Annotated in this window: 17 protein-coding genes and 2 pseudogenes; 4 read left to right on the forward strand and 15 right to left on the reverse strand. The window is 75.2% G+C overall.

The window, feature by feature from the left end:
• Positions 1-11: 11 nt before the first annotated feature.
• Positions 12-149, forward strand: a pseudogene (locus WCD74_RS12180) (NUDIX domain-containing protein); the annotation flags it as partial.
• Between the two features lie 157 nt (positions 150-306).
• On the opposite strand, the gene tsf reads toward WCD74_RS12180, so the two are convergent.
• Together tsf and rpsB are read right to left on the reverse strand one after the other, a co-directional pair.
• Complete coding sequence (gene tsf, locus WCD74_RS12185; RefSeq protein WP_337695112.1) at positions 307-1,122, reverse strand: translation elongation factor Ts; 816 nt, start codon at positions 1,120-1,122, stop codon at positions 307-309.
• 77 nt (positions 1,123-1,199) lie between these two features.
• A complete protein-coding gene (gene rpsB, locus WCD74_RS12190) occupies positions 1,200-2,225 on the reverse strand; it encodes a 30S ribosomal protein S2 (protein WP_373696067.1) in 1,026 nt (341 codons plus the stop codon).
• A gap of 342 nt (positions 2,226-2,567) precedes the next feature.
• Between rpsB and WCD74_RS12195 the strand changes: the two genes are divergently transcribed.
• Positions 2,568-3,113 carry a murein hydrolase activator EnvC family protein gene (locus tag WCD74_RS12195; RefSeq protein ID WP_337695113.1) on the forward strand — a complete coding sequence of 182 codons (546 nt, stop codon included), beginning with the start codon at positions 2,568-2,570 and terminating at the stop codon, positions 3,111-3,113.
• 88 nt (positions 3,114-3,201) lie between these two features.
• Here the strand turns inward: WCD74_RS12195 and WCD74_RS12200 are convergent, their stop codons facing one another.
• From WCD74_RS12200 to trmD, 10 genes are all read right to left on the reverse strand, one after another.
• Positions 3,202-4,185: a FliA/WhiG family RNA polymerase sigma factor gene (locus WCD74_RS12200; RefSeq protein ID WP_337695114.1), complete on the reverse strand. Its 984-nt coding sequence runs from the start codon at positions 4,183-4,185 to the stop codon at positions 3,202-3,204.
• On the reverse strand, positions 4,160-5,314 hold the full coding sequence (locus tag WCD74_RS12205) for a tyrosine-type recombinase/integrase (RefSeq protein ID WP_337695115.1): 1,155 nt from the start codon (positions 5,312-5,314) through the stop codon (positions 4,160-4,162). Before WCD74_RS12205 ends, WCD74_RS12200 begins: the two co-directional genes overlap by 26 nt.
• A gap of 131 nt (positions 5,315-5,445) precedes the next feature.
• On the reverse strand, positions 5,446-6,657 hold the full coding sequence (dprA, locus tag WCD74_RS12210) for a DNA-processing protein DprA (RefSeq protein ID WP_337695116.1): 1,212 nt from the start codon (positions 6,655-6,657) through the stop codon (positions 5,446-5,448).
• Positions 6,654-8,171 (reverse strand): YifB family Mg chelatase-like AAA ATPase, encoded by a 1,518-nt coding sequence (locus WCD74_RS12215; protein WP_337695117.1) that lies wholly within the window; start codon positions 8,169-8,171, stop codon positions 6,654-6,656. Before WCD74_RS12215 ends, dprA begins: the two co-directional genes overlap by 4 nt.
• On the reverse strand, positions 8,171-8,527 hold the full coding sequence (locus WCD74_RS12220) for a YraN family protein (RefSeq protein WP_337695118.1): 357 nt from the start codon (positions 8,525-8,527) through the stop codon (positions 8,171-8,173). Before WCD74_RS12220 ends, WCD74_RS12215 begins: the two co-directional genes overlap by 1 nt.
• A gap of 155 nt (positions 8,528-8,682) precedes the next feature.
• Positions 8,683-9,003, reverse strand: a complete 321-nt coding sequence (locus WCD74_RS12225; protein WP_337695119.1) for a DUF2469 domain-containing protein — start codon at positions 9,001-9,003, stop codon at positions 8,683-8,685.
• Complete coding sequence (locus WCD74_RS12230) at positions 9,000-9,773, reverse strand: ribonuclease HII (protein WP_337695120.1); 774 nt, start codon at positions 9,771-9,773, stop codon at positions 9,000-9,002. Before WCD74_RS12230 ends, WCD74_RS12225 begins: the two co-directional genes overlap by 4 nt.
• A gap of 80 nt (positions 9,774-9,853) precedes the next feature.
• Positions 9,854-11,569: a signal peptidase I gene (gene lepB / locus WCD74_RS12235; RefSeq protein ID WP_337695121.1), complete on the reverse strand. Its 1,716-nt coding sequence runs from the start codon at positions 11,567-11,569 to the stop codon at positions 9,854-9,856.
• Between the two features lie 29 nt (positions 11,570-11,598).
• Positions 11,599-11,958 (reverse strand): 50S ribosomal protein L19, encoded by a 360-nt coding sequence (gene rplS, locus WCD74_RS12240; protein ID WP_018334825.1) that lies wholly within the window; start codon positions 11,956-11,958, stop codon positions 11,599-11,601.
• A gap of 192 nt (positions 11,959-12,150) precedes the next feature.
• Positions 12,151-12,915 (reverse strand): tRNA (guanosine(37)-N1)-methyltransferase TrmD, encoded by a 765-nt coding sequence (gene trmD, locus WCD74_RS12245; protein WP_337695122.1) that lies wholly within the window; start codon positions 12,913-12,915, stop codon positions 12,151-12,153.
• Between the two features lie 42 nt (positions 12,916-12,957).
• Between trmD and WCD74_RS12250 the strand changes: the two genes are divergently transcribed.
• On the forward strand, positions 12,958-13,668 hold the full coding sequence (locus WCD74_RS12250) for an MgtC/SapB family protein (protein ID WP_337695123.1): 711 nt from the start codon (positions 12,958-12,960) through the stop codon (positions 13,666-13,668).
• A gap of 43 nt (positions 13,669-13,711) precedes the next feature.
• Positions 13,712-15,661, forward strand: coding sequence for an aconitate hydratase (locus tag WCD74_RS12255; RefSeq protein WP_337695124.1), 1,950 nt, complete (start codon positions 13,712-13,714; stop codon positions 15,659-15,661).
• A gap of 4 nt (positions 15,662-15,665) precedes the next feature.
• Here the strand turns inward: WCD74_RS12255 and rimM are convergent, their stop codons facing one another.
• The 3 genes and pseudogenes from rimM to rpsP form a co-directional block, all read right to left on the reverse strand.
• Positions 15,666-16,190, reverse strand: coding sequence for a ribosome maturation factor RimM (gene rimM / locus WCD74_RS12260; protein WP_337695125.1), 525 nt, complete (start codon positions 16,188-16,190; stop codon positions 15,666-15,668).
• The gene (locus WCD74_RS12265) at positions 16,191-16,430 is read right to left on the reverse strand and encodes an RNA-binding protein (protein ID WP_018334829.1); all 240 of its coding nucleotides are present in this window, start codon (positions 16,428-16,430) and stop codon (positions 16,191-16,193) included.
• 10 nt (positions 16,431-16,440) lie between these two features.
• Positions 16,441-16,800 (reverse strand): annotated as a pseudogene (gene rpsP / locus WCD74_RS12270) (30S ribosomal protein S16); the annotation flags it as partial.
• Positions 16,801-16,904 lie beyond the last annotated feature (104 nt).

Consider the following 16,904-nt stretch of genomic DNA (forward strand, 5'->3'; position numbering starts at 1 on the left):
CCGCGGGGGCGGTGCGGTGGCGTCCGGGCGGCCGGTCCGTCGAGGTCGCGGTGGTGCACCGCCCGCACCACGGCGACTGGAGCCTGCCCAAGGGCAAGGTCGACGACGGGGAGTCGCGGGCGCGGACCGCGGGGCGCGAGATCGCGGCGGAGTCCGGGTTCGCCGCCGTGGGGGGGGGGGGGGGGGGGGGGGGCCCGGGGGCCCCCCCCCGGGGGGGGGGGGGGGGGCGGGGGCCCGGGGGGGGGGGGGGGGGGGGGGGGGCCCCCCCCCCCCCCCCCCCCGCCCCGACCCGTCGTCGGGAACTCCCTAGGGCTGGCCGACCTCGAAGCGGGCGAAGGTGCGGACCTCGACGCCCGCGTCCTTCAGCACCGCGCCGACCGACTTCTTGTCGACCGACACCGAGTCCTGCTCCAGCAGGACGGTGTCCTTGTAGTAGCTGCCCAGGCGACCCTCGACGATCTTGTCGATGATCTTCTCCGGCTTGCCCTCCTCGCGCGCGGTGGCCTCGGCGACGCGGCGCTCCCCGTCGAGGACGTCCGCCGGCACCTCCTCGCGCGTGGTGTAGAGCGGGCGGGCGGCGGCGACCTGCATGGCCGCGCCGCGGGCCGCGTCCTCGTCGGACCCGGTGTAGGCCACCACGACACCGATCGCCGGCGGCAGGTCGGAGCTGCGGCGGTGCAGGTAGGTCGCGGTCGGGCCCTCGAGGGTGACCACGCGGCGGAGCTCGAGCTTCTCGCCGATCCGCGCGGAGAGCGCCTGCACGGCGTCCTCGACGGTGCCGTCACCGAGCTTCGCCGCCTTGAGGGCGTCGATGTCGTTGATCTTCCCGTCGATCGCGACCGCGAGGACGTCGTCACCGAGCTGGACGAAGTCCGCGTTCTTGGCGACGAAGTCGGTCTCGGAGTTCAGCTCGATCATCGAGCCGTCGCGGGCGGCGACGATGCCGTTGGCGGTCGCGCGACCGGCGCGCTTGCCGACGTCCTTGGCGCCCTTGATCCGCAGCGCCTCGATGGCCTTGTCGAAGTCGCCCTCGTTCTCCTCGAGCGCCTTCTTGCAGTCCATCATCCCGGAGCCGGTGGCCTCACGGAGCTTCTTCACGTCGGCGGCGGTGTAGTTCGCCATCGTGTTCCTGTTCCTCAGACGTGGGTGGACGGTTCCCGACGGCGGGTGGGTGGCCCCAGCCGCCGTCGGGAAGGGGGTCAGCGGCTGGCCTGGCCGTTCTCGGGCGTCCGCCCGGCGGACGGCGCGGCGTCGATCGCGTTGTCGTCCTCGCCGCCCGGGGTCTCGGCGACGCCCGCGGTGCGCTCCGGCCGGTCGGGCCCGCCCGGGCTGCGGTTCTGCGTGCCCTGCGTCGACTCGTGCGCGTCGAGGTGCGTCTCGGCCTCCGGGGCGGCGACCGGCGCGTCGCCGGGGGCGTCCGTGGCGGCGTTCGAGGGCAGGCTCTCCGGCGCCGAGGCACCGTCGCCGCCGACCGCGGTGAACTCGCGCTCGACCGCCGCGTCCGCCGCGGGCTCCTCCTCGGTGCCGCTCTGGCGCTGGCCACGGGCGCGGAAGCCCTCGGCGCACGCCTCGGCGACGACCTTGGTGAGCAGGGCGGCGGAGCGGATCGCGTCGTCGTTGCCCGGGATCGGGTAGTCGACCTCGTCCGGGTCGCAGTTCGTGTCGAGGATCGCGACGACCGGGATGTTCAGCTTGCGCGCCTCGCCGACGGCGATGTGCTCCTTCTTGGTGTCCACGATCCACACCGCGCTCGGGACGCGGGCCATGTCGCGGATACCGCCGAGGGTCTTCTCGAGCTTCTCGTGCTCACGGGTGAGCATGAGGATCTCCTTCTTGGTGCGACCCTCGAACCCCCCGCTCTGCTCCATCGCCTCGAGCTCCTTGAGGCGGGTCAGACGCTTGTGCACCGTCTGGAAGTTCGTGAGCATGCCGCCCAGCCAGCGCTGGTTGACGTAGGGCATCCCGACGCGGTCGGCCTGCTCGGAGATGGCCTCCTGGGCCTGCTTCTTCGTGCCGACGAAGAGCACCGTGCCGCCGTGGGCGACGGTCTGCTTCACGAAGTCGTAGGCGCGGTCCACGTAGGACAGCGTCTGCTGCAGGTCGATGATGTAGATGCCGTTGCGCTCGGTGAAGATGAAGCGACGCATCTTGGGGTTCCAGCGCCGGGTCTGGTGTCCGAAGTGGACGCCGGAGTCCAGCAGCTGTCGCATGGTGACGACGGCCATGGTGGCGGTACTACCTCTGTCCTCGTTGCGGTTGCCGCACCGGTCCGGGGTGGATCGGTGCCCTGGTGCCCCGGCCGGCGACCGACTCCCCCGGAGGGGACCGCTCGGTGCACGGGGTGGTGGCTCGCCGCTGGGGCGGGCTCGTCGGGGCACGCGAAGTCGACCCGTCGTCGACGGGCCGCTGGGGGCGAGTCTACGCCGGAGCCCGAAACGGCTGCTCACCGGTGCACCTGCCGGTCCGGGGGACGTCAGCACTGCGGCCATGCTGACACTGGACGTCACAATCGAGCCCCATACGGAATCGGCGGGAGCCGATCGCGCCCGCCGTGCGTCGGTCTCCGTGTGAGAGTCCTCTTCCTGACGGCGGCCCTGCTCCTGCTGACGGTCCCGGCCGTCGCCCGTGCCGAACCGCCCGAGCTGCCGGTGATCCCGGTGGGGGTGTACGGCTGGCCCGTGGCGGGCCTGGAGCGCGGGGCCCCGGCGACCGGTGGGCTGGCGCGACGGTTCGAGGCGCCGCCGACGCCCTACGGCCGGGGCCATCGGGGAGCGGACCTCGCCGCGGAGCCGGGGACACCCGTCGTCGCGGCCGGCCCGGGGACCGTGGTGCACGCCGGGGTGCTCGCCGGGCGGGGCGTGGTGTCGGTGGTGCACGCCGGGGGGCTGCGCACCACGTACGAGCCGGTCACCGCCCGGGTGGCGGTCGGCGAGGTGGTGGCGCGGGGCGCCGTGCTCGGCGTGCTCGATGCCGGGCACGCCGGCTGCGCGGCGACGGCGTGCCTGCACTGGGGTCTGCGGTGGGCCCACCCGCCGGGCGCCGCCCGCGAGCAGTACCTCGACCCGCTGCTCCTGGTCGGGCTGGGCCGCACCCGCCTGTGGCCGACCCGGTGAGGGCCTCGCTCCCGTCCGGCGAGTGCGACGAGGGGCAGGTCCCGAACGCTCGGAACCTGCGCCACGTCGCACTCGGCGCGGGAAGGGCCTACTCGGCGTGCGTCTCCGCCAGGCGGCCCCGCAGGCGCAGCACCGCGCGGGTGTGGAGCTGGCAGACCCGGGACTCGGTGACCCCGAGGACCTTGCCGATCTCGGCGAGCGTCAGGTTCTCGAAGTAGTACAGGCCCACGATCGTCCGGTCCCGCTCGGCGAGCCCGCCGATCGCGTCGGCCAGCAGACGGCGGGTCTCCCGGGTCTCCATGGCCGCGACCGGGTCCTCGGCGTCGGCATCGGGCAGCGAGTCGGCCAGCGACGGCGCACCGGTGCCGGTGCCCCCGCCGGAGGCCTGCGAGCGGCCGGCCGAGACCAGCTCGTCGAGGGCGGCGACGCTCGTCATGGCGATCTGTCCGTACGTCGCCCGGAGCTCGGTGGTCTCCATCCCGAGCTCGTCGGCGATCTCGGAGTCGCTGCAGCTGCGCTGCTCGCGGGTCTCCCGGCGCTCGATCGCCCGCTCGATCTCGCGGGCCCGGGAGCGCACCGAGCGCGGCACCCAGTCCTGGGAGCGCAGCTCGTCGAGGATCGCGCCGCGGATCCGCTGCATCGCGTAGACCTCGAACTTGCGGCCGCGGTCGGGCTCGAAGCGCTCGATCGCGTCCACCAGACCGAAGATGCCGCACTGCACCAGGTCGGCCACGTCGACGTGGCTCGGCAGCCCGGTCCCGACACGGCCGGCGACGTACTTCACCAGCGGCGCGTAGTGCAGCACCAGGCGGTCGCGGACCTCCCGGTCGTCCGGGGTGGCGGCGTAGTCGGCCCACATCTCGGCGATACCGGCCTCGACCAGCGCCTCCTCGTCGCGCACCGACCCGTCGGGCGCCGCGCCGGGGTGGATCGTGGTCGGGCGGGCGCGCACCGCCACGTCGCGGGAGGGGCGGGGAGCGGTGAACACGGACCCGGGGACGGCGCGCGCGGCGGCGCCGACCGTGGCGGCGGCCGGCCGCACCGGCTCAGGCTCGGGGATGCGCGGCGTCATGAACGGCCCTCAGACGGTCGGCGGTCACGTGGGTGTACAGCTGCGTGGTCGCCGGTGAGGCGTGGCCCAGCAGCTCCTGGACGCTTCTCAGGTCCGCTCCCCCTTCGAGCAGGTGGGTCGCGGCCGAGTGGCGCAACCCGTGCGGTGCGATGTCCGGCGCCCCCGGCACCGAGCCCGCCGCGTCGTGGACGACGGCCCGGGCGATCCGCGGGTCGAGACGACCCCCGCGGGCCCCGAGCAGCAGGGCGGGCGGCGAGCCCGCGACGGCGAGGAGCGGGCGCCCGTCCGTGCGCCACGCGTCGAGCGCGGCCACGGCCGGGGTCCCGTAGACGACGGTGCGTTCCTTCGCGCCCTTGCCGAGCACCCGCAGGGTCCGGCGGGCGTCGTCGACGTCGTCGACGTCCAGGCCGCACAGCTCGGAGACCCGGATGCCGGTCGCGTACAGCAGCTCGAGCAGGAGGTGGTCGCGCAGGGCGATCGGGTCCCGCTCGGCCGCGCCGCGCGCCGCGTTGTCCAGCGCGGCCGCGGCCTGGTCGGCGCGGAGGACGGCGGGCAGGGACCGGTGCGCCCGCGGGGACGCGAGGCGGGCACCCGCGTCCGTGGGTGCGTGCCCGGTGCGGGCGGCCCAGGCGGTGAAGGCCCGGACCGACGCCGCGCGTCGCGCGACCGTGGTCCGCCGCGCGGGCCGTCGACCCACGTCGCGGCGAGCGGTGTCCCCGCCGCCGGAGGCAGGTCCGCCGGAGGCAGGTCCGCCGGAGCCGCCCGCCGCCAGCCAGGACCGGAGGGCGGTGAGATCGAGGTCGACGAGCGTGGCGTCCGCGTCCCGGCGGGCGGCGACCCGCGCGACCAGGTGGTGCAGGGCCGCGGTCACGTCGCCGGTGTAGGCGCGCACGGTGTGCTCGGACAGACCGCGCTCGTACCGCAGGTGGGCGGTGAACGCCTCGACGGCACGGGCGAGCGCGGTGGGCAGCTCGCCCGTGTCGCCACCAGCGGAGATCTCGGTTTTCGACACGCTGTGTGACGGATCGTCCGACCCCGCGCCGGGCGCGGAGAGGGCGTCGAGGGCCGCGTCGGGCGGTGCCCCACCGGTCCCCTGGCCCGCGCCCTGGGACGAGAATCTGCCGGTCATCGCGGTCGAGCCTCCGGGTCGACGGGGGGAGCGTCAAGCACCGCCGCGCCCGCGTCGGTGACCGTGCGGGCCGAGCGGGCAACGGTCACACTCGTCGCGCTGTGCAACCGTTCGTCGCACGCTCCGCATCGTCAGACGGCCCGGCTCCACCCCCGGTCGCCGTCCCGCGCGACGAGTCCCGCGGCGAGCAGCTCGGCCAGTGCCGCCGGGACCGCGGACGGCGCGACCCCCGACTCCCGCGCGAGCACCCCGGCCCCGAGCGGCGCGTGCCCGCGCAGCGCTCCGTGCACCCGCACCGCCGCGGCCGAGAGCCCGTCGACCGGGCCGCGCGGGTGGGGCGGCTCGGCCATGGTCCCGCCCGGCCCGTCGGGCCCGTCGGGCCCGTCCGGCCCGTCGGTGATCGGCGCGAGGTCGGCCAGCACGTCGCGGACCGAGCCGACCACGGTCGAGTAGCCGTCCCGGGCGAGGGCGTGGTTGCCCACCGAGAGCGCCGAGGTCACCGGTCCCGGCACCACCAGCACGGGCCGCCCCAGCTCCCGGGCCGCCTTGGCGGTGCGCGCCGCGCCGCTGCGGCGCCCGGACTCCACCAGCAGCGTACCGGTGGCCAGGGCCGCGATCAGGCGGTTGCGCACCAGGAAGCGGTGCCGCGCCGGGACGGCCCCGACCGGGTACTCGCTCACCACCAGCCCGCGATCGGCGATCGCCTCGAGGAGCCGGGCGTGCGCGGCCGGGTAGGCACGCTCGATCCCGCACGCCAGGACGGCCACCGTGACGCCGTCGGCCGCGAGCGCGCCCCGGTGGGCCTCCCCGTCGATACCCAGGGCCGCCCCGGACACGACGGCGAGCCCGGCGTCGACCAGGGAGGCCGACCAGTCGCGGGCGACCCACTGCCCATAGCCGCTCGCCGCGCGGGAGCCCACCACGGCGACGCTGCGCCGGCCCTCCCCCACCAGGTCCGCGGCCGGAGCCGGTCCGCGCACCCACAGCGCGAGCGGCGCCACCCACTCGGCGTGTCCGGGCAGGGCGGCGAAGGCGGCCATCGCCTCGGTCGGCCAGTCCGCGTCCTCCGGGACCAGCAGCCGCCCGCCGAGAGCACGCACGGCCGCCAGGTCGGCGGCGGCGCGGTCGTCGTCGCGGCGTGCGGCGACCTCGGCCCCCACGTGCGGGCCCAGGTCGGCCCCGCGACGGATGCGGGTCGCGGCCTCGACGGGGCCGAGCAGTTCCACCAGGTGCGCGACCGCGGGAGCGGGCGGCTCGGCGACCCGGACGAGGTAGGCCCGCGCGTCCCGGACCTCCTCGGTGACCCCGGGGACCCCGGCGACCCCGGTGGACTCGGTGCTCATGCCACCGCCCCCAGCGCCTTGAGCTCGATCGCGGCGTGCACGTCGGCGTCGTCGGGCCGGTCCCCGCCGCGCAGGTCGCACAGCGTCCACGCCACCCGCAACGCCCGGTCCAGCCCGCGGGCGGTGAGCAGACCCAGGCGCAGCAGGTTGTCCAGCTCGAGCGTCGCCCGGGCCGGCAGCGGCGCGATCCGGCGCAGCGCCGGGCCGGGGACCTCGGCGTTGCTGCGCCACCCCGTGCCCGCCCACCGGGTCCGGGCGCGCTCGCGGGCGGCGAGGACCCGTGCCCGCACGGTCGCGGTGTCCTCGGGCCGCTCGTCGTCCTCCCGGTGCAGGGAGGAGACCGGCTCGAGGGTGACCTGCAGGTCGGTCCGGTCGAGCATCGGCCCGGACAGGCGGCTCTTGTAGCGGTTCACCACCGGTGGCGGACAGGTGCACTGCTCCGACCGGGGCGGGGCACACGGACACGGGTTGCTCGCCATCACCAGCTGGAAGCGCGACGGGTAGCGCACGACGCCGTCCTTGCGCGCCAGCCGGACCTCGCCCTCCTCCAACGGGGTACGAAGGCCGTCGATCAGGTGCGGGCCGAACTCCAGCACCTCGTCCAGGAACAGGACGCCGCGGTGGGCCAGCGACACCGCACCCGGCCGGGCCAGCCCGGAGCCCCCGCCCACCAGGGCCGCGGCGGAGACCCCGTGGTGCGGGGCGACGAACGGCGGCGTCACCGCGAGGTCGCCCTCCGGCGGCAGCGCCCCGGCCAGCGAGCGCACCGCGGCCACCTCCATCGCCTCCGGCACCGACAGGTCCGGCAGCAGCCCGACCAGGCGGCGGGCCAGCATCGTCTTGCCCGACCCCGGCGGACCGACGTAGAGCAGGTGGTGCCCGCCCGCGGCCGCGATCTCCGCGGCCCAGCGCGCCGGGCGCTGCCCCACCACGTCCCCCAGGTCCTCGTACGCCCGCGGACGGTGCAGGGCCTGCCTCCCGGACGGCGTGCGCAGCGGCCGCTCACCGCGCAGCCACGCAAGCACGTCGGCGAGGTGCGCGGCCCCGAAGAGCTCGATCCCCTCGACCAGCGACGCCTCCTCCAGGCAGTCGTCCGGGACGACCGCCCGCCGCACCCCCGCCCGCCGGGCGGCGAGGACGCACGGCAGCACCCCGCGCACGTCGCGGATGCGCCCGTCGAGGGCGAGCTCGCCGAGCAGCACGACGTCCTCGAGCGCCGCCGCCCGCAACCGGCCGTCGGCCGCGAGGACCCCGCACGCCAGGGCGACGTCGTAGCTGGAGCCCTGCTTCGGCAGGGTCGCCGGCGAGAGGGCCAGGGTGATCTTGCGACCCGGCCACCGCTCGCCGCTGTTGACCACCGCGGCCCGCACCCGGTCCCGCGCCTCGGCCAGGGCCGCGTCGGGCAGGCCGACCAGCGACAGCCCCGGCAGCCCGGGCCCGAGGTCGGCCTCGATCTCCACCAGGTCGCCCTCGATCCCGTGCAGTCCGATCGACCACACCCGCGCGAGCCCCATCAGAAGGCTCCCTCGTAGTGCTCGATCCGCGGCTCGTGGCCCGCGACGACCAGCACGGACACCACGTCGAAGCGCACCTCGCACCACCGGGCCCGCGACTCGGCGAGCCACTGGTGGGCCAGCCGCCGGATCCGCGCCGCCTTGGCTCGGCTGACCGCCTCGACCGGCCGGCCGTACCCGGTGCCCGACCGCGTCTTCACCTCGCAGACGACCAACCGGTCGCCGTCGGTGGCGACCACGTCGAGCTCACCCTCGCGCCGCCGCCAGTTCCGCGCGAGCACCACCAGCCCGCGCGCCGTCAGGTGCTCGACCGCGAGGTCCTCCCCCGCCCGTCCGAGCTCGTCCTTCGCCGCCACCGCGCCCGCCCTCCCACCGCATCGCCCCACGACGACCACGGTGGCGACGGCGGGTGGGGCGCGCGAACAGCGAGCGGTGCTCTGGGGACGGCGGACGAGGCTGTGGACGGCCGACTGCGCCGCCCGCCGTCAGCGACGTGGCGGACGGCGCAGGGTCAGCCGCTGAAGGGACCGTCGTCGAGGCGCAGGTCGGGCTTGTCGAGCTCCTCGACGTTGACGTCCTTGAACGTCACCACCCGCACGTTCTTGACGAACCGCGCCGGCCGGTACATGTCCCACACCCACGCGTCGGACATCCGCACCTCGAAGTAGACCTCGCCGTCGGCGTTGCGCACGGCGACGTCCACCGAGTTCGCCAGGTAGAAGCGGCGCTCGGTCTCCACGACGTAGGAGAACTGGCTGACGATGTCGCGGTACTCGCGGTAGAGCGACAGCTCCATGTCGGTCTCGTACTTCTCGAGATCCTCCGCGCTCACGGTGCCTCTCCCCCCTCCGCCTCCGGGTGCTCCTCGAGCACCTCATTCTGACCCACCGTCGACGCGACTGTGAGTCTGCCGTCCGGCACGCCGACGAGGCGAGCCGCCCCGGCGACGTTCACGAAGCTGTAGCGATGATCGGGACTCGGTCCGTGCTCGGCCAGGGCCGCCGTGTGCGTCGGCGTGCAGTAGCCCTTGTGGAGGTCGAAGCCGTACTCCGGCCGCCGCTCGTGCAGCTCGGCCATGAGGTGGTCCCGGGTGGTCTTGGCCAGGATCGACGCCGCGGCGACGCACGCCGCGGCCAGGTCGCCCTTCGGCACCGCGAGGCTCGGGATCCCGAACCCGGTCACCGGGAAGCCGTCGGTGAGCACGTACCCGGGCCGGACGTCCAGGTGGGCGACGGCCCGGCGCATGCCGTCGATGTTCGCCGCGTGCACCCCGCGCCGGTCGACCTCGACCGGGTCGACGAGCACCACGTGGAAGTCCACGGCCCGCCGCCGGATCACGGCCGCGAGCCGCTCCCGCTCGGCCGCGGGCAGCAGCTTGGAGTCCGTGAGCCCCTCGAACCGCTTCGCATCGTTCGGGCGCAGGATGCACGCCGCGACCGCCAGCGGTCCGGCGCAGGCGCCGCGCCCGGCCTCGTCGACCCCGACGACCGGTCCGAGGCCGTGCCGTTCGAGCGCGGACTGCAGCGCCCAGGCCTCGCTCGAGCGCCGCACGATCGCCCGGGGCGGCTGGATGCCGGTGCGGGGTGGGAGGGGCTTGCGCACGCGGCGGGGCGGACGTCCCCCGGAGGGCTGGCCCGTGCTCCGGGAGAGCCCGTCCCCACCGCGGCGGGGACGGGCGGTCGTCACTGCGGTGTCGCCCCGTCCCGCGCGCCGCCGGGATCGGGTCCCGGGCGCGGCGGGGCCGCACTCGTGACGGCGGGTGCGGCTCGTCGCAGGCGGCGTGCGCTGCGGGCCAGCGGCACCGCGAGCAGCGCCCCGGCGACGGCCGCGCCGCCCTCGGGCAGGCCGGTCGGCGACCCGAGCGCCGTGGTCGTCGCCTGCGGGTCGATCGCCGGGACCGTGCGCCACCGGGTGATCGGCAGGACGACGACCCGGGCCTTCCCGATGATGTCGCTCGTCGGCACCGGGCCGTGGAAGCGGGCGTCCGCGGAGTTGTTCCGGTTGTCGCCCATCACCCAGAGCTGGCCCTGCGGGACCTGCACCGGGTCGAACGTGGCCTGCTGGGCGCCGAGGCCGTCCTGGTAGTACAGGTAGGGCTCGTCCAGCGGCCGGCCGTCGACCAGGACGCGGTTCTGCGGGTCGCAGCACGCGACGGTCTGGCCGCCGACGGCGATGACGCGCTTGACGAAGTCCTTCTCGTTCGGCGCGGCCAGCCCCACCAGCGAGAGAGCCTCCTGGAACCCGCGCACCAGCGGGTTGCCCGACGGCTCGGTCTGGCCGACCTCGTCGTTGTCCAGCCAGGCCGGCGGCCCGCGGAACACCACGACGTCGCCGGGGGCGGGATCGGTGAAGCGGTAGCTGACCTTGTCGACGGCCACGCGGTCGTTCGCGCACCCGGTGCAGCCGTGCAGGGTCTGCTCCATCGACGCGGACGGGATGACGTAGATCCGCGCGATGAAGGTCTGGATGACGAACGTCAGCACGATCGCGACGACGACGAGCAGCGGCAGCTCGCGCCAGAACGACCCCTTGCGCTTCTTCTTGCCCGAGGCCTTCCCGGTGTCCTTGTCGCGGCGGCGGCCCGGACCCGACCGGTCGTCCGCGTCCTCGTCGCGCCCGGGGCCGGACGTCGCGCCGGCCCCGCCACGGCGGTGCTTGCCGGTGTTCGGGCCGAGCCCGGTGGTCTCGGTGACCGCGGACTCCGCGTCGGGGTCTGCCGTGGTCGGCGACTCGCCGGTCCGCCCGGGCGGCGGGGTCCCGCCGGCGAGCAGCGGCACGTCCGCGCGGGCGGACGGCTCCTCGGCCACCGGCGGCTGCGTGGCGGTGGGGGTCGGACGCCCGGGGTGCTGCTCGGGCACCGCACCGAAGCGTCCGGACGGCGTGTGGCCGTTCGCGGGCGGCCCGGCCGGTCGCGGGGCGCCGTACCCGTTGGCGACCTGCCCGTTGGCCGGCGGCTGACCGTACGGCGGCGACGGCGGCCGCTGCCCGTACGGCGGGGACGGCGGGTGGGGCCGGGACTGCCCGTGGGGCGGCGACGGCGGGGCCTGCCCGGGCCCGCGACCGAAGGTCGGCGTCGGGCCGGGGTGCCGTCCGTCCCGCGGCGGCCCGGACGGCAGCGCGGTCGGCGGCGGCCACTCGCTGGCCGGCCGTCGGCCGTCGGCCGCGTCCGGGGCGTCGTGGCCGTGGCGGCCCCAGGCCGGGGCACGACGGGCGTCGTCGGGCCGGTCCGTCCGCTCGTCGGCCGCGCCGTGCCGGCCGCCGGCCCGGACCCGCTCCCCCGTCGGCTCGCCGTACGGGTCGTCGCCGGGGTCGGCCTCGGACGGACCGCCCCACCGCGGGTCGACCCCGCCGTGGCGGGGTGCGCGGTACCGGCGACCGGGCTCGTCCGTGGGAGGCACGACGTCAGGTTAGGAGACGGCGCGTCGGCTCAGGACGCCGACGTCGTCTCGCGCTTCTCGCGGATCTTCGCGGCCTTGCCCCGCAGCTCGCGGAGGTAGTAGAGCTTCGCGCGCCGGACGTCACCGCGGGTGACGACCTCGATGTGGTCGATGTTCGGGGTGTGCACCGGGAAGGTGCGCTCGACCCCCACGCCGAAGGAGACCTTACGGACGGTGAACGTCTCGCGGAGGCCGCCGCCGTGCCGCCGGATCACGACGCCCTGGAAGACCTGTACACGAGAGCGTGAACCCTCGATGACCTTGACGTGCACCTTGACGGTGTCACCCGGGCGGAAGTCCGGGATGTCGGAGCGCAGCGAGCGCGCGTCGAGCTCGTCCAGGGCGTTCATGGTCTGTCGTCCTCGCCTGTCGCGGGTCGGCTCCCGGGCACGCGCGATCCCGCGGACGGGAAACGGCGGGCGGGCCCGGGGCGACCGGATGGGTGTCGTCCCTGCCACGGGGCGCCGTCAGCGAAGACGGTCCACGATCCGCGGCAACTCCCCCAGTCTGCCAGACGCTCCCCCGACGCCCCGGAGCCGGGCCTACGTCCCCGGGACCTCGTAGCCCGCGGCCGCCAGCACCTCCCGGTCCCGGCGGTCGAACGCGGCCGCGCCCAGTCGGTCGAGCAGGTCCGGCCGCACCGCCGCGGTCCGCTCCAGCGAGCGGTCCCGCCGCCACCGCGCGACGGCGCCGTGGTCCCCGGAGCGCAGCACCGGCGGGACGTCCAGGTCCCGCCAGGTCTCCGGACGGGTGTAGGCGGGCGCCTCGAGCAGGCCGTCGGAGAACGAGTCCAGCTCGGCCGAGGCCGGGTTGCCCAGCACGCCCGGCACCAGCCGGGACACCGCCTCCACCGCGGCCAGCGCCGCGACCTCCCCGCCCGCCAGCACGTAGTCGCCCAGCGAGAACTCCTCCACGGGCCCGTGCCGCGCCGCGTCGACCGTCACCCGGCCGTCGATGCCCTCGTAGCGCCCGCAGGCGATCGTCAGGCGTGTCGCCGTGGCCCAGCCCGCCACCCGGCGCTGGGTCATCGGCGCACCCGCGGGCGTCGGGACCAGCAGCACCCCCGGATCGTCGGGAACGGCCTCCCGGACCGCGTCGAGCGCCTCCCCCCACACCGTCGGCGTCATGACCATGCCCGGGCCCCCGCCGTACGGGGAGTCGTCGACGGCCTGGTGCACGCCGGTGGCCCAGGCCCGCAGGTCGTGGACGTACAGGTCGATCAGCCCGGCGCGCCGGGCACGTCCCACGATCGCGTCGTCGAGCGGGGCGAGGTGGTCGGGGAAGATCGTGACGACGTCGATGCGCACCCGGGGGATCCTGCCGGTCGGGGCGCGAGGGGGTGGACGGCGGTGTTCTGGACGACGGGTCTCGGCGGACAGCTGGGCGTGCTCGCGCCCCTGGCGATCGCGCTGGTGTTCTCCACGGCGATCGGGATCGAGCGCGAGCTGGCCGCGAAGAGCGCCGGGCTGCGCACCCACGCCCTGGTCGGTGTCGGCTCCGCGGCCTTCATGCTGGTGTCCAAGTACGGGTTCGACGACCTGCTGGCCCTCGACGACGTCTCGCTCGACCCGTCGCGGGTCGCCGCGCAGATCGTCTCCGGCATCGGTTTCATCGGCGGCGGGCTGATCTTCGTGCGTCGCGACGCGGTGCGCGGGCTGACGACGGCGGCCACGGTCTGGGTGGTCTCGGCCGTCGGCATGGCGTGCGGCGCGGGCCTGCCGCTGCTCGGCGCCGGCGGGGTGGCGGCGCACTACCTGGTGACCCGCGGGTTCCGGCCCCTGGCCCGGCTGCTGTCCCGCACCTCGTCGGCCCCGCGCCCGGTCCACGTCGTCTACGCCGACAAGCAGGGAGTGCTCCGCCAGGTCCTCACCACCGCGACCGAGCGGGGCTTCGCCGTCGCGGGCATGACGATCGACCGGGAGGGGACCGACGACGGTTCCGCCGCGGTGACGCTCTCGCTGCTCGGCCGGATCCCGCTGCACCCGCTGACCGGCGAGCTCGCCGAGATCCCCGGGGTGCGCGTGGTGCGTCTGCCCGAGGAGGAGGAACCGGCGGACTGAACGGGTACACGGCGGGCCACCACGATCACGGGAGGCCACCACCATGCCGGAGTCCGTCGCCCGGAAGCTGATCTCCACCCATCTCGTCGACGGGGACATGACCCCCGGCGAGGAGGTGGCGATCCGGATCGACCAGACCCTCACCCAGGACGCGACCGGCACGCTCGTCATGCAGGAGCTGGAGGCCTTCGGCCTCGACCGGGCGCAGACCGAGGTCTCGGTGCAGTACGTCGACCACAACCTGCTGCAGACCGACGAGAAGAACGCCGAGGACCACGCCTACCTGCACTCGGCGTGTCAGCGGTTCGGACTCTGGTACTCCAAGCCCGGCAACGGCGTCTCGCACCCGACGCACATGCAGCGGTTCGGGATCCCGGGGAAGACGATGATCGGCTCGGACTCGCACACGCCGGCCGGCGGGTCGCTGGGGATGCTCGCGATCGGCGTCGGGGGTCTCGAGGTGGCGCTGGCGATCGCGGGCCGACCACTGACGATCCGGATGCCGGAGATCTGGGGCGTGGAGCTCACCGGCGAGCTCCCGCCGTGGTGCTCGGCCAAGGACGTGATCCTGGAGATGCTGCGCCGCCACGGGACCAAGGGCGGCACCAACCGCATCATCGAGTACCACGGCCCCGGCCTGGAGCACCTCAGCGCGATGGACCGGCACGTCATCGCCAACATGGGCGCCGAGCTGGGCGCGACGACGACGGTGTTCCCGGCCGACGACGCCGTCCGCGACTTCCTGCGCGCCGAGGACCGCGAGGACGACTTCGTCGAGCTCCTCCCCGACGACGGGTGCACCTACGACGTCACCGAGTCGATCGACCTCTCCGGGATCGTCCCGCTGATCGCGAAGCCCTCGTCGCCCGGCAACGTCGTCCCCGTCGCCGAGGTCGCCGGCGAGACCGTCGGCCAGGTGGTCATCGGCTCGTCGGCGAACCCCGGCCTGCGCGACTTCGCGATCGCCGCCCGCATGGTCGACGGGCGGCAGACCCACGACGGCGTCAGCTTCGACGTCAACCCGTCGTCACGGGAGATCCTCACCGACCTGACGAAGTGGGGCGGGCTCTTCTCGCTGATCGCGGCGGGCGCCCGCATCCACCAGGCCGGGTGCATGGGGTGCATCGGCATGGGTCAGGCGCCCGCGCCCGGCACGAACTCGCTGCGCACCTTCCCCCGCAACTTCCCGGGCCGCTCCGGCGGCGGCGCCGACGACCACGTCTGGCTCTGCTCGCCCGAGACCGCGGCAGCGAGCGCGCTGACCGGGGTCATCACCGACCCGCGGGAGCTCGCCGAGAAGTTCGGCCTCGAGTGGGGCGACCTCGGGCTCCCGGAGACGGCGTCGGTCAACACCGCGATGCTCACCGAGCCGCCGTCGCCCGAGGACGCCCGGGAGGTCGAGCTGGTCAAGGGGCCGAACATCTCCGGCCTGCCCGAGTTCGACCGGTTCCCCGACTCCTTTGAGGTCCCGGTCCTGCTCAAGGTCGGCGACGACATCTCCACCGACGACATCTCCCCCGCCGGCGCCGCGGCCCTGCCCTTCCGCTCGAACATCCCCGAGCTCGCGCGGTTCGCGTTCGTCCGGATCGACGAGGACTACCCGGACGACGCCGAGGCCGGGAAGGAGACCGGCCACGCGATCGTCGGCGGCGACAACTACGGCCAGGGCTCCTCGCGCGAGCACGCCGCGATCTGCCCGCGCTACCTCGGCCTGCGGGTGGTGATCGCCAAGTCGTTCGCCCGCATCCACTGGCAGAACCTGGCGAACTTCGGGATCCTCGCGCTCGAGTGCGACGACGACACCTACGACGTGATCGACCGGAGCGCCACGCTGTCCTTCTCGGACGTGCACGCGCAGCTGCAGGGCGGCGACGAGGTCCGCGGCGAGGCCGACGGCACCGAGTACACGTTCCGCCACCAGCTCTCGCCGCGGCAGGTCTCGATGGTGCTCGCGGGCGGTCTGATCCGGCAGGTCGCCGAGGAGGAGGCCTGACGGTTCACTCCGGGTCGAGCAGGCCCTCGGGCGGGTCGAGGACGACGCGGCCACCCGCGATGTCGACGGTCGGCACGATCGCGCGGACGAACGGGACCAGCAGCTCACCGTCGGCGCGGTCGATCACGAGCAGCTCGCCGCCCGCCCCGTGGTCGACGGCGGTCACGGTCCCGACGACGGTGCCGTCGGTCAGCTCGGCGCGCAGGCCCTCGAGCTGGTGGTCGTGGAACTCCTCGGGGTCCTCCGGCGTGGACTCGGACGGCGGAGCGGAGAGCACCGCGCGGCGCAGCGCCTCCGCGGCGTCCCGGTCGGCGACCTCCTCGGCCGCCACCAGCAGCCGCCCGGAGTGCCAGCGGGCAGCCCGGACCGTCAGCGACCCGCCCTCGGGAAGGCGGAGGACGGACCCGGGCGCGAAGCGCGCCTCGACGTCGTCGGTGGACGGCTCGACGACGAGCTCGCCGCGCAGCCCGTGCACCTTGACGACCCGTCCGACCACGCGCAGGTCGGACGGGTCGGGAGGAGACGCCATCTAGCGGTCGGTGTCGACGACGTCGACGCGGACCCCGCGCCCGCCCACCCCGCTGATCACGGTGCGCAGGGCGGTCGCGGTGCGGCCGCCGCGGCCGATGACCTTGCCCAGGTCGTCGGGGTGCACCCGCACCTCGAGGGTGCGGCCGCGGCGGTTGGTCACGAGGTCGACGGAGACCTCGTCGGGGTGCGTGACGATGCCGCGCACCAGGTGCTCGAGAGCCTCGGCGAGGTCACTCACCGCCGGCTCACTCAGCCGCTGCGTTGTTGCTGACCTTGGCCAGCTCCTCGTTGAAGCGGGCCTGCTTGTCGACCTTCTCCGGGCGCGCCGCGAGGCGGCTCTCGGTGTGCGGCAGGCCCTTGAACTTCTGCCAGTCGCCGGTCAGCTTCAGCAGGGTGTGCACCGGCTCGGTCGGCTGCGCGCCCACACCCAGCCAGTACTGCGCCCGCTCCGAGTCGATCGAGATCGTGCTCGGGTTGTCCTTCGGGTGGTACTCGCCGATCGTCTCGATGACGCGCCCGTCGCGGCGGTTGCGGGCATCGGCGATCACCACGCGGTAGTGGGGCTCGCGGATCTTGCCCATGCGGGCGAGCTTGATCTTGACGGCCACGGGTCCGGTGTACTCCTCGTTCGCGGTACTGCTCGAGTGCTCGACGTCCCCGCGCGGCGTGGGGTGCCGCGCGTGCGCCGGAGGTCCGACGGTCACGGCCCAGG

The sequence above is a fragment of the Actinomycetospora aurantiaca genome, assembly GCF_037401875.1.
Lineage (GTDB): Bacteria > Actinomycetota > Actinomycetes > Mycobacteriales > Pseudonocardiaceae > Actinomycetospora > Actinomycetospora aurantiaca.

Excerpts from the sequence above, each read along its gene's own strand:
- WCD74_RS12215 (WP_337695117.1), bottom strand. The coding sequence starts at position 8,171 with ATGGGGCTCGCGCGGGTGTGGTCGATCGGACTGCACGGGATCGAGGGC.
- rpsB (WP_373696067.1), bottom strand. The coding sequence starts at position 2,225 with ATGGCCGTCGTCACCATGCGACAGCTGCTGGACTCCGGCGTCCACTTC.
- tsf (WP_337695112.1), bottom strand. The coding sequence starts at position 1,122 with ATGGCGAACTACACCGCCGCCGACGTGAAGAAGCTCCGTGAGGCCACC.
- WCD74_RS12205 (WP_337695115.1), bottom strand. The coding sequence starts at position 5,314 with ATGACCGGCAGATTCTCGTCCCAGGGCGCGGGCCAGGGGACCGGTGGG.
- rplS (WP_018334825.1), bottom strand. The coding sequence starts at position 11,958 with ATGAACGCCCTGGACGAGCTCGACGCGCGCTCGCTGCGCTCCGACATC.
- WCD74_RS12200 (WP_337695114.1), bottom strand. The coding sequence starts at position 4,185 with ATGACGCCGCGCATCCCCGAGCCTGAGCCGGTGCGGCCGGCCGCCGCC.
- WCD74_RS12255 (WP_337695124.1), top strand. The coding sequence starts at position 13,712 with ATGCCGGAGTCCGTCGCCCGGAAGCTGATCTCCACCCATCTCGTCGAC.
- rimM (WP_337695125.1), bottom strand. The coding sequence starts at position 16,190 with ATGGCGTCTCCTCCCGACCCGTCCGACCTGCGCGTGGTCGGACGGGTC.
- dprA (WP_337695116.1), bottom strand. The coding sequence starts at position 6,657 with ATGAGCACCGAGTCCACCGGGGTCGCCGGGGTCCCCGGGGTCACCGAG.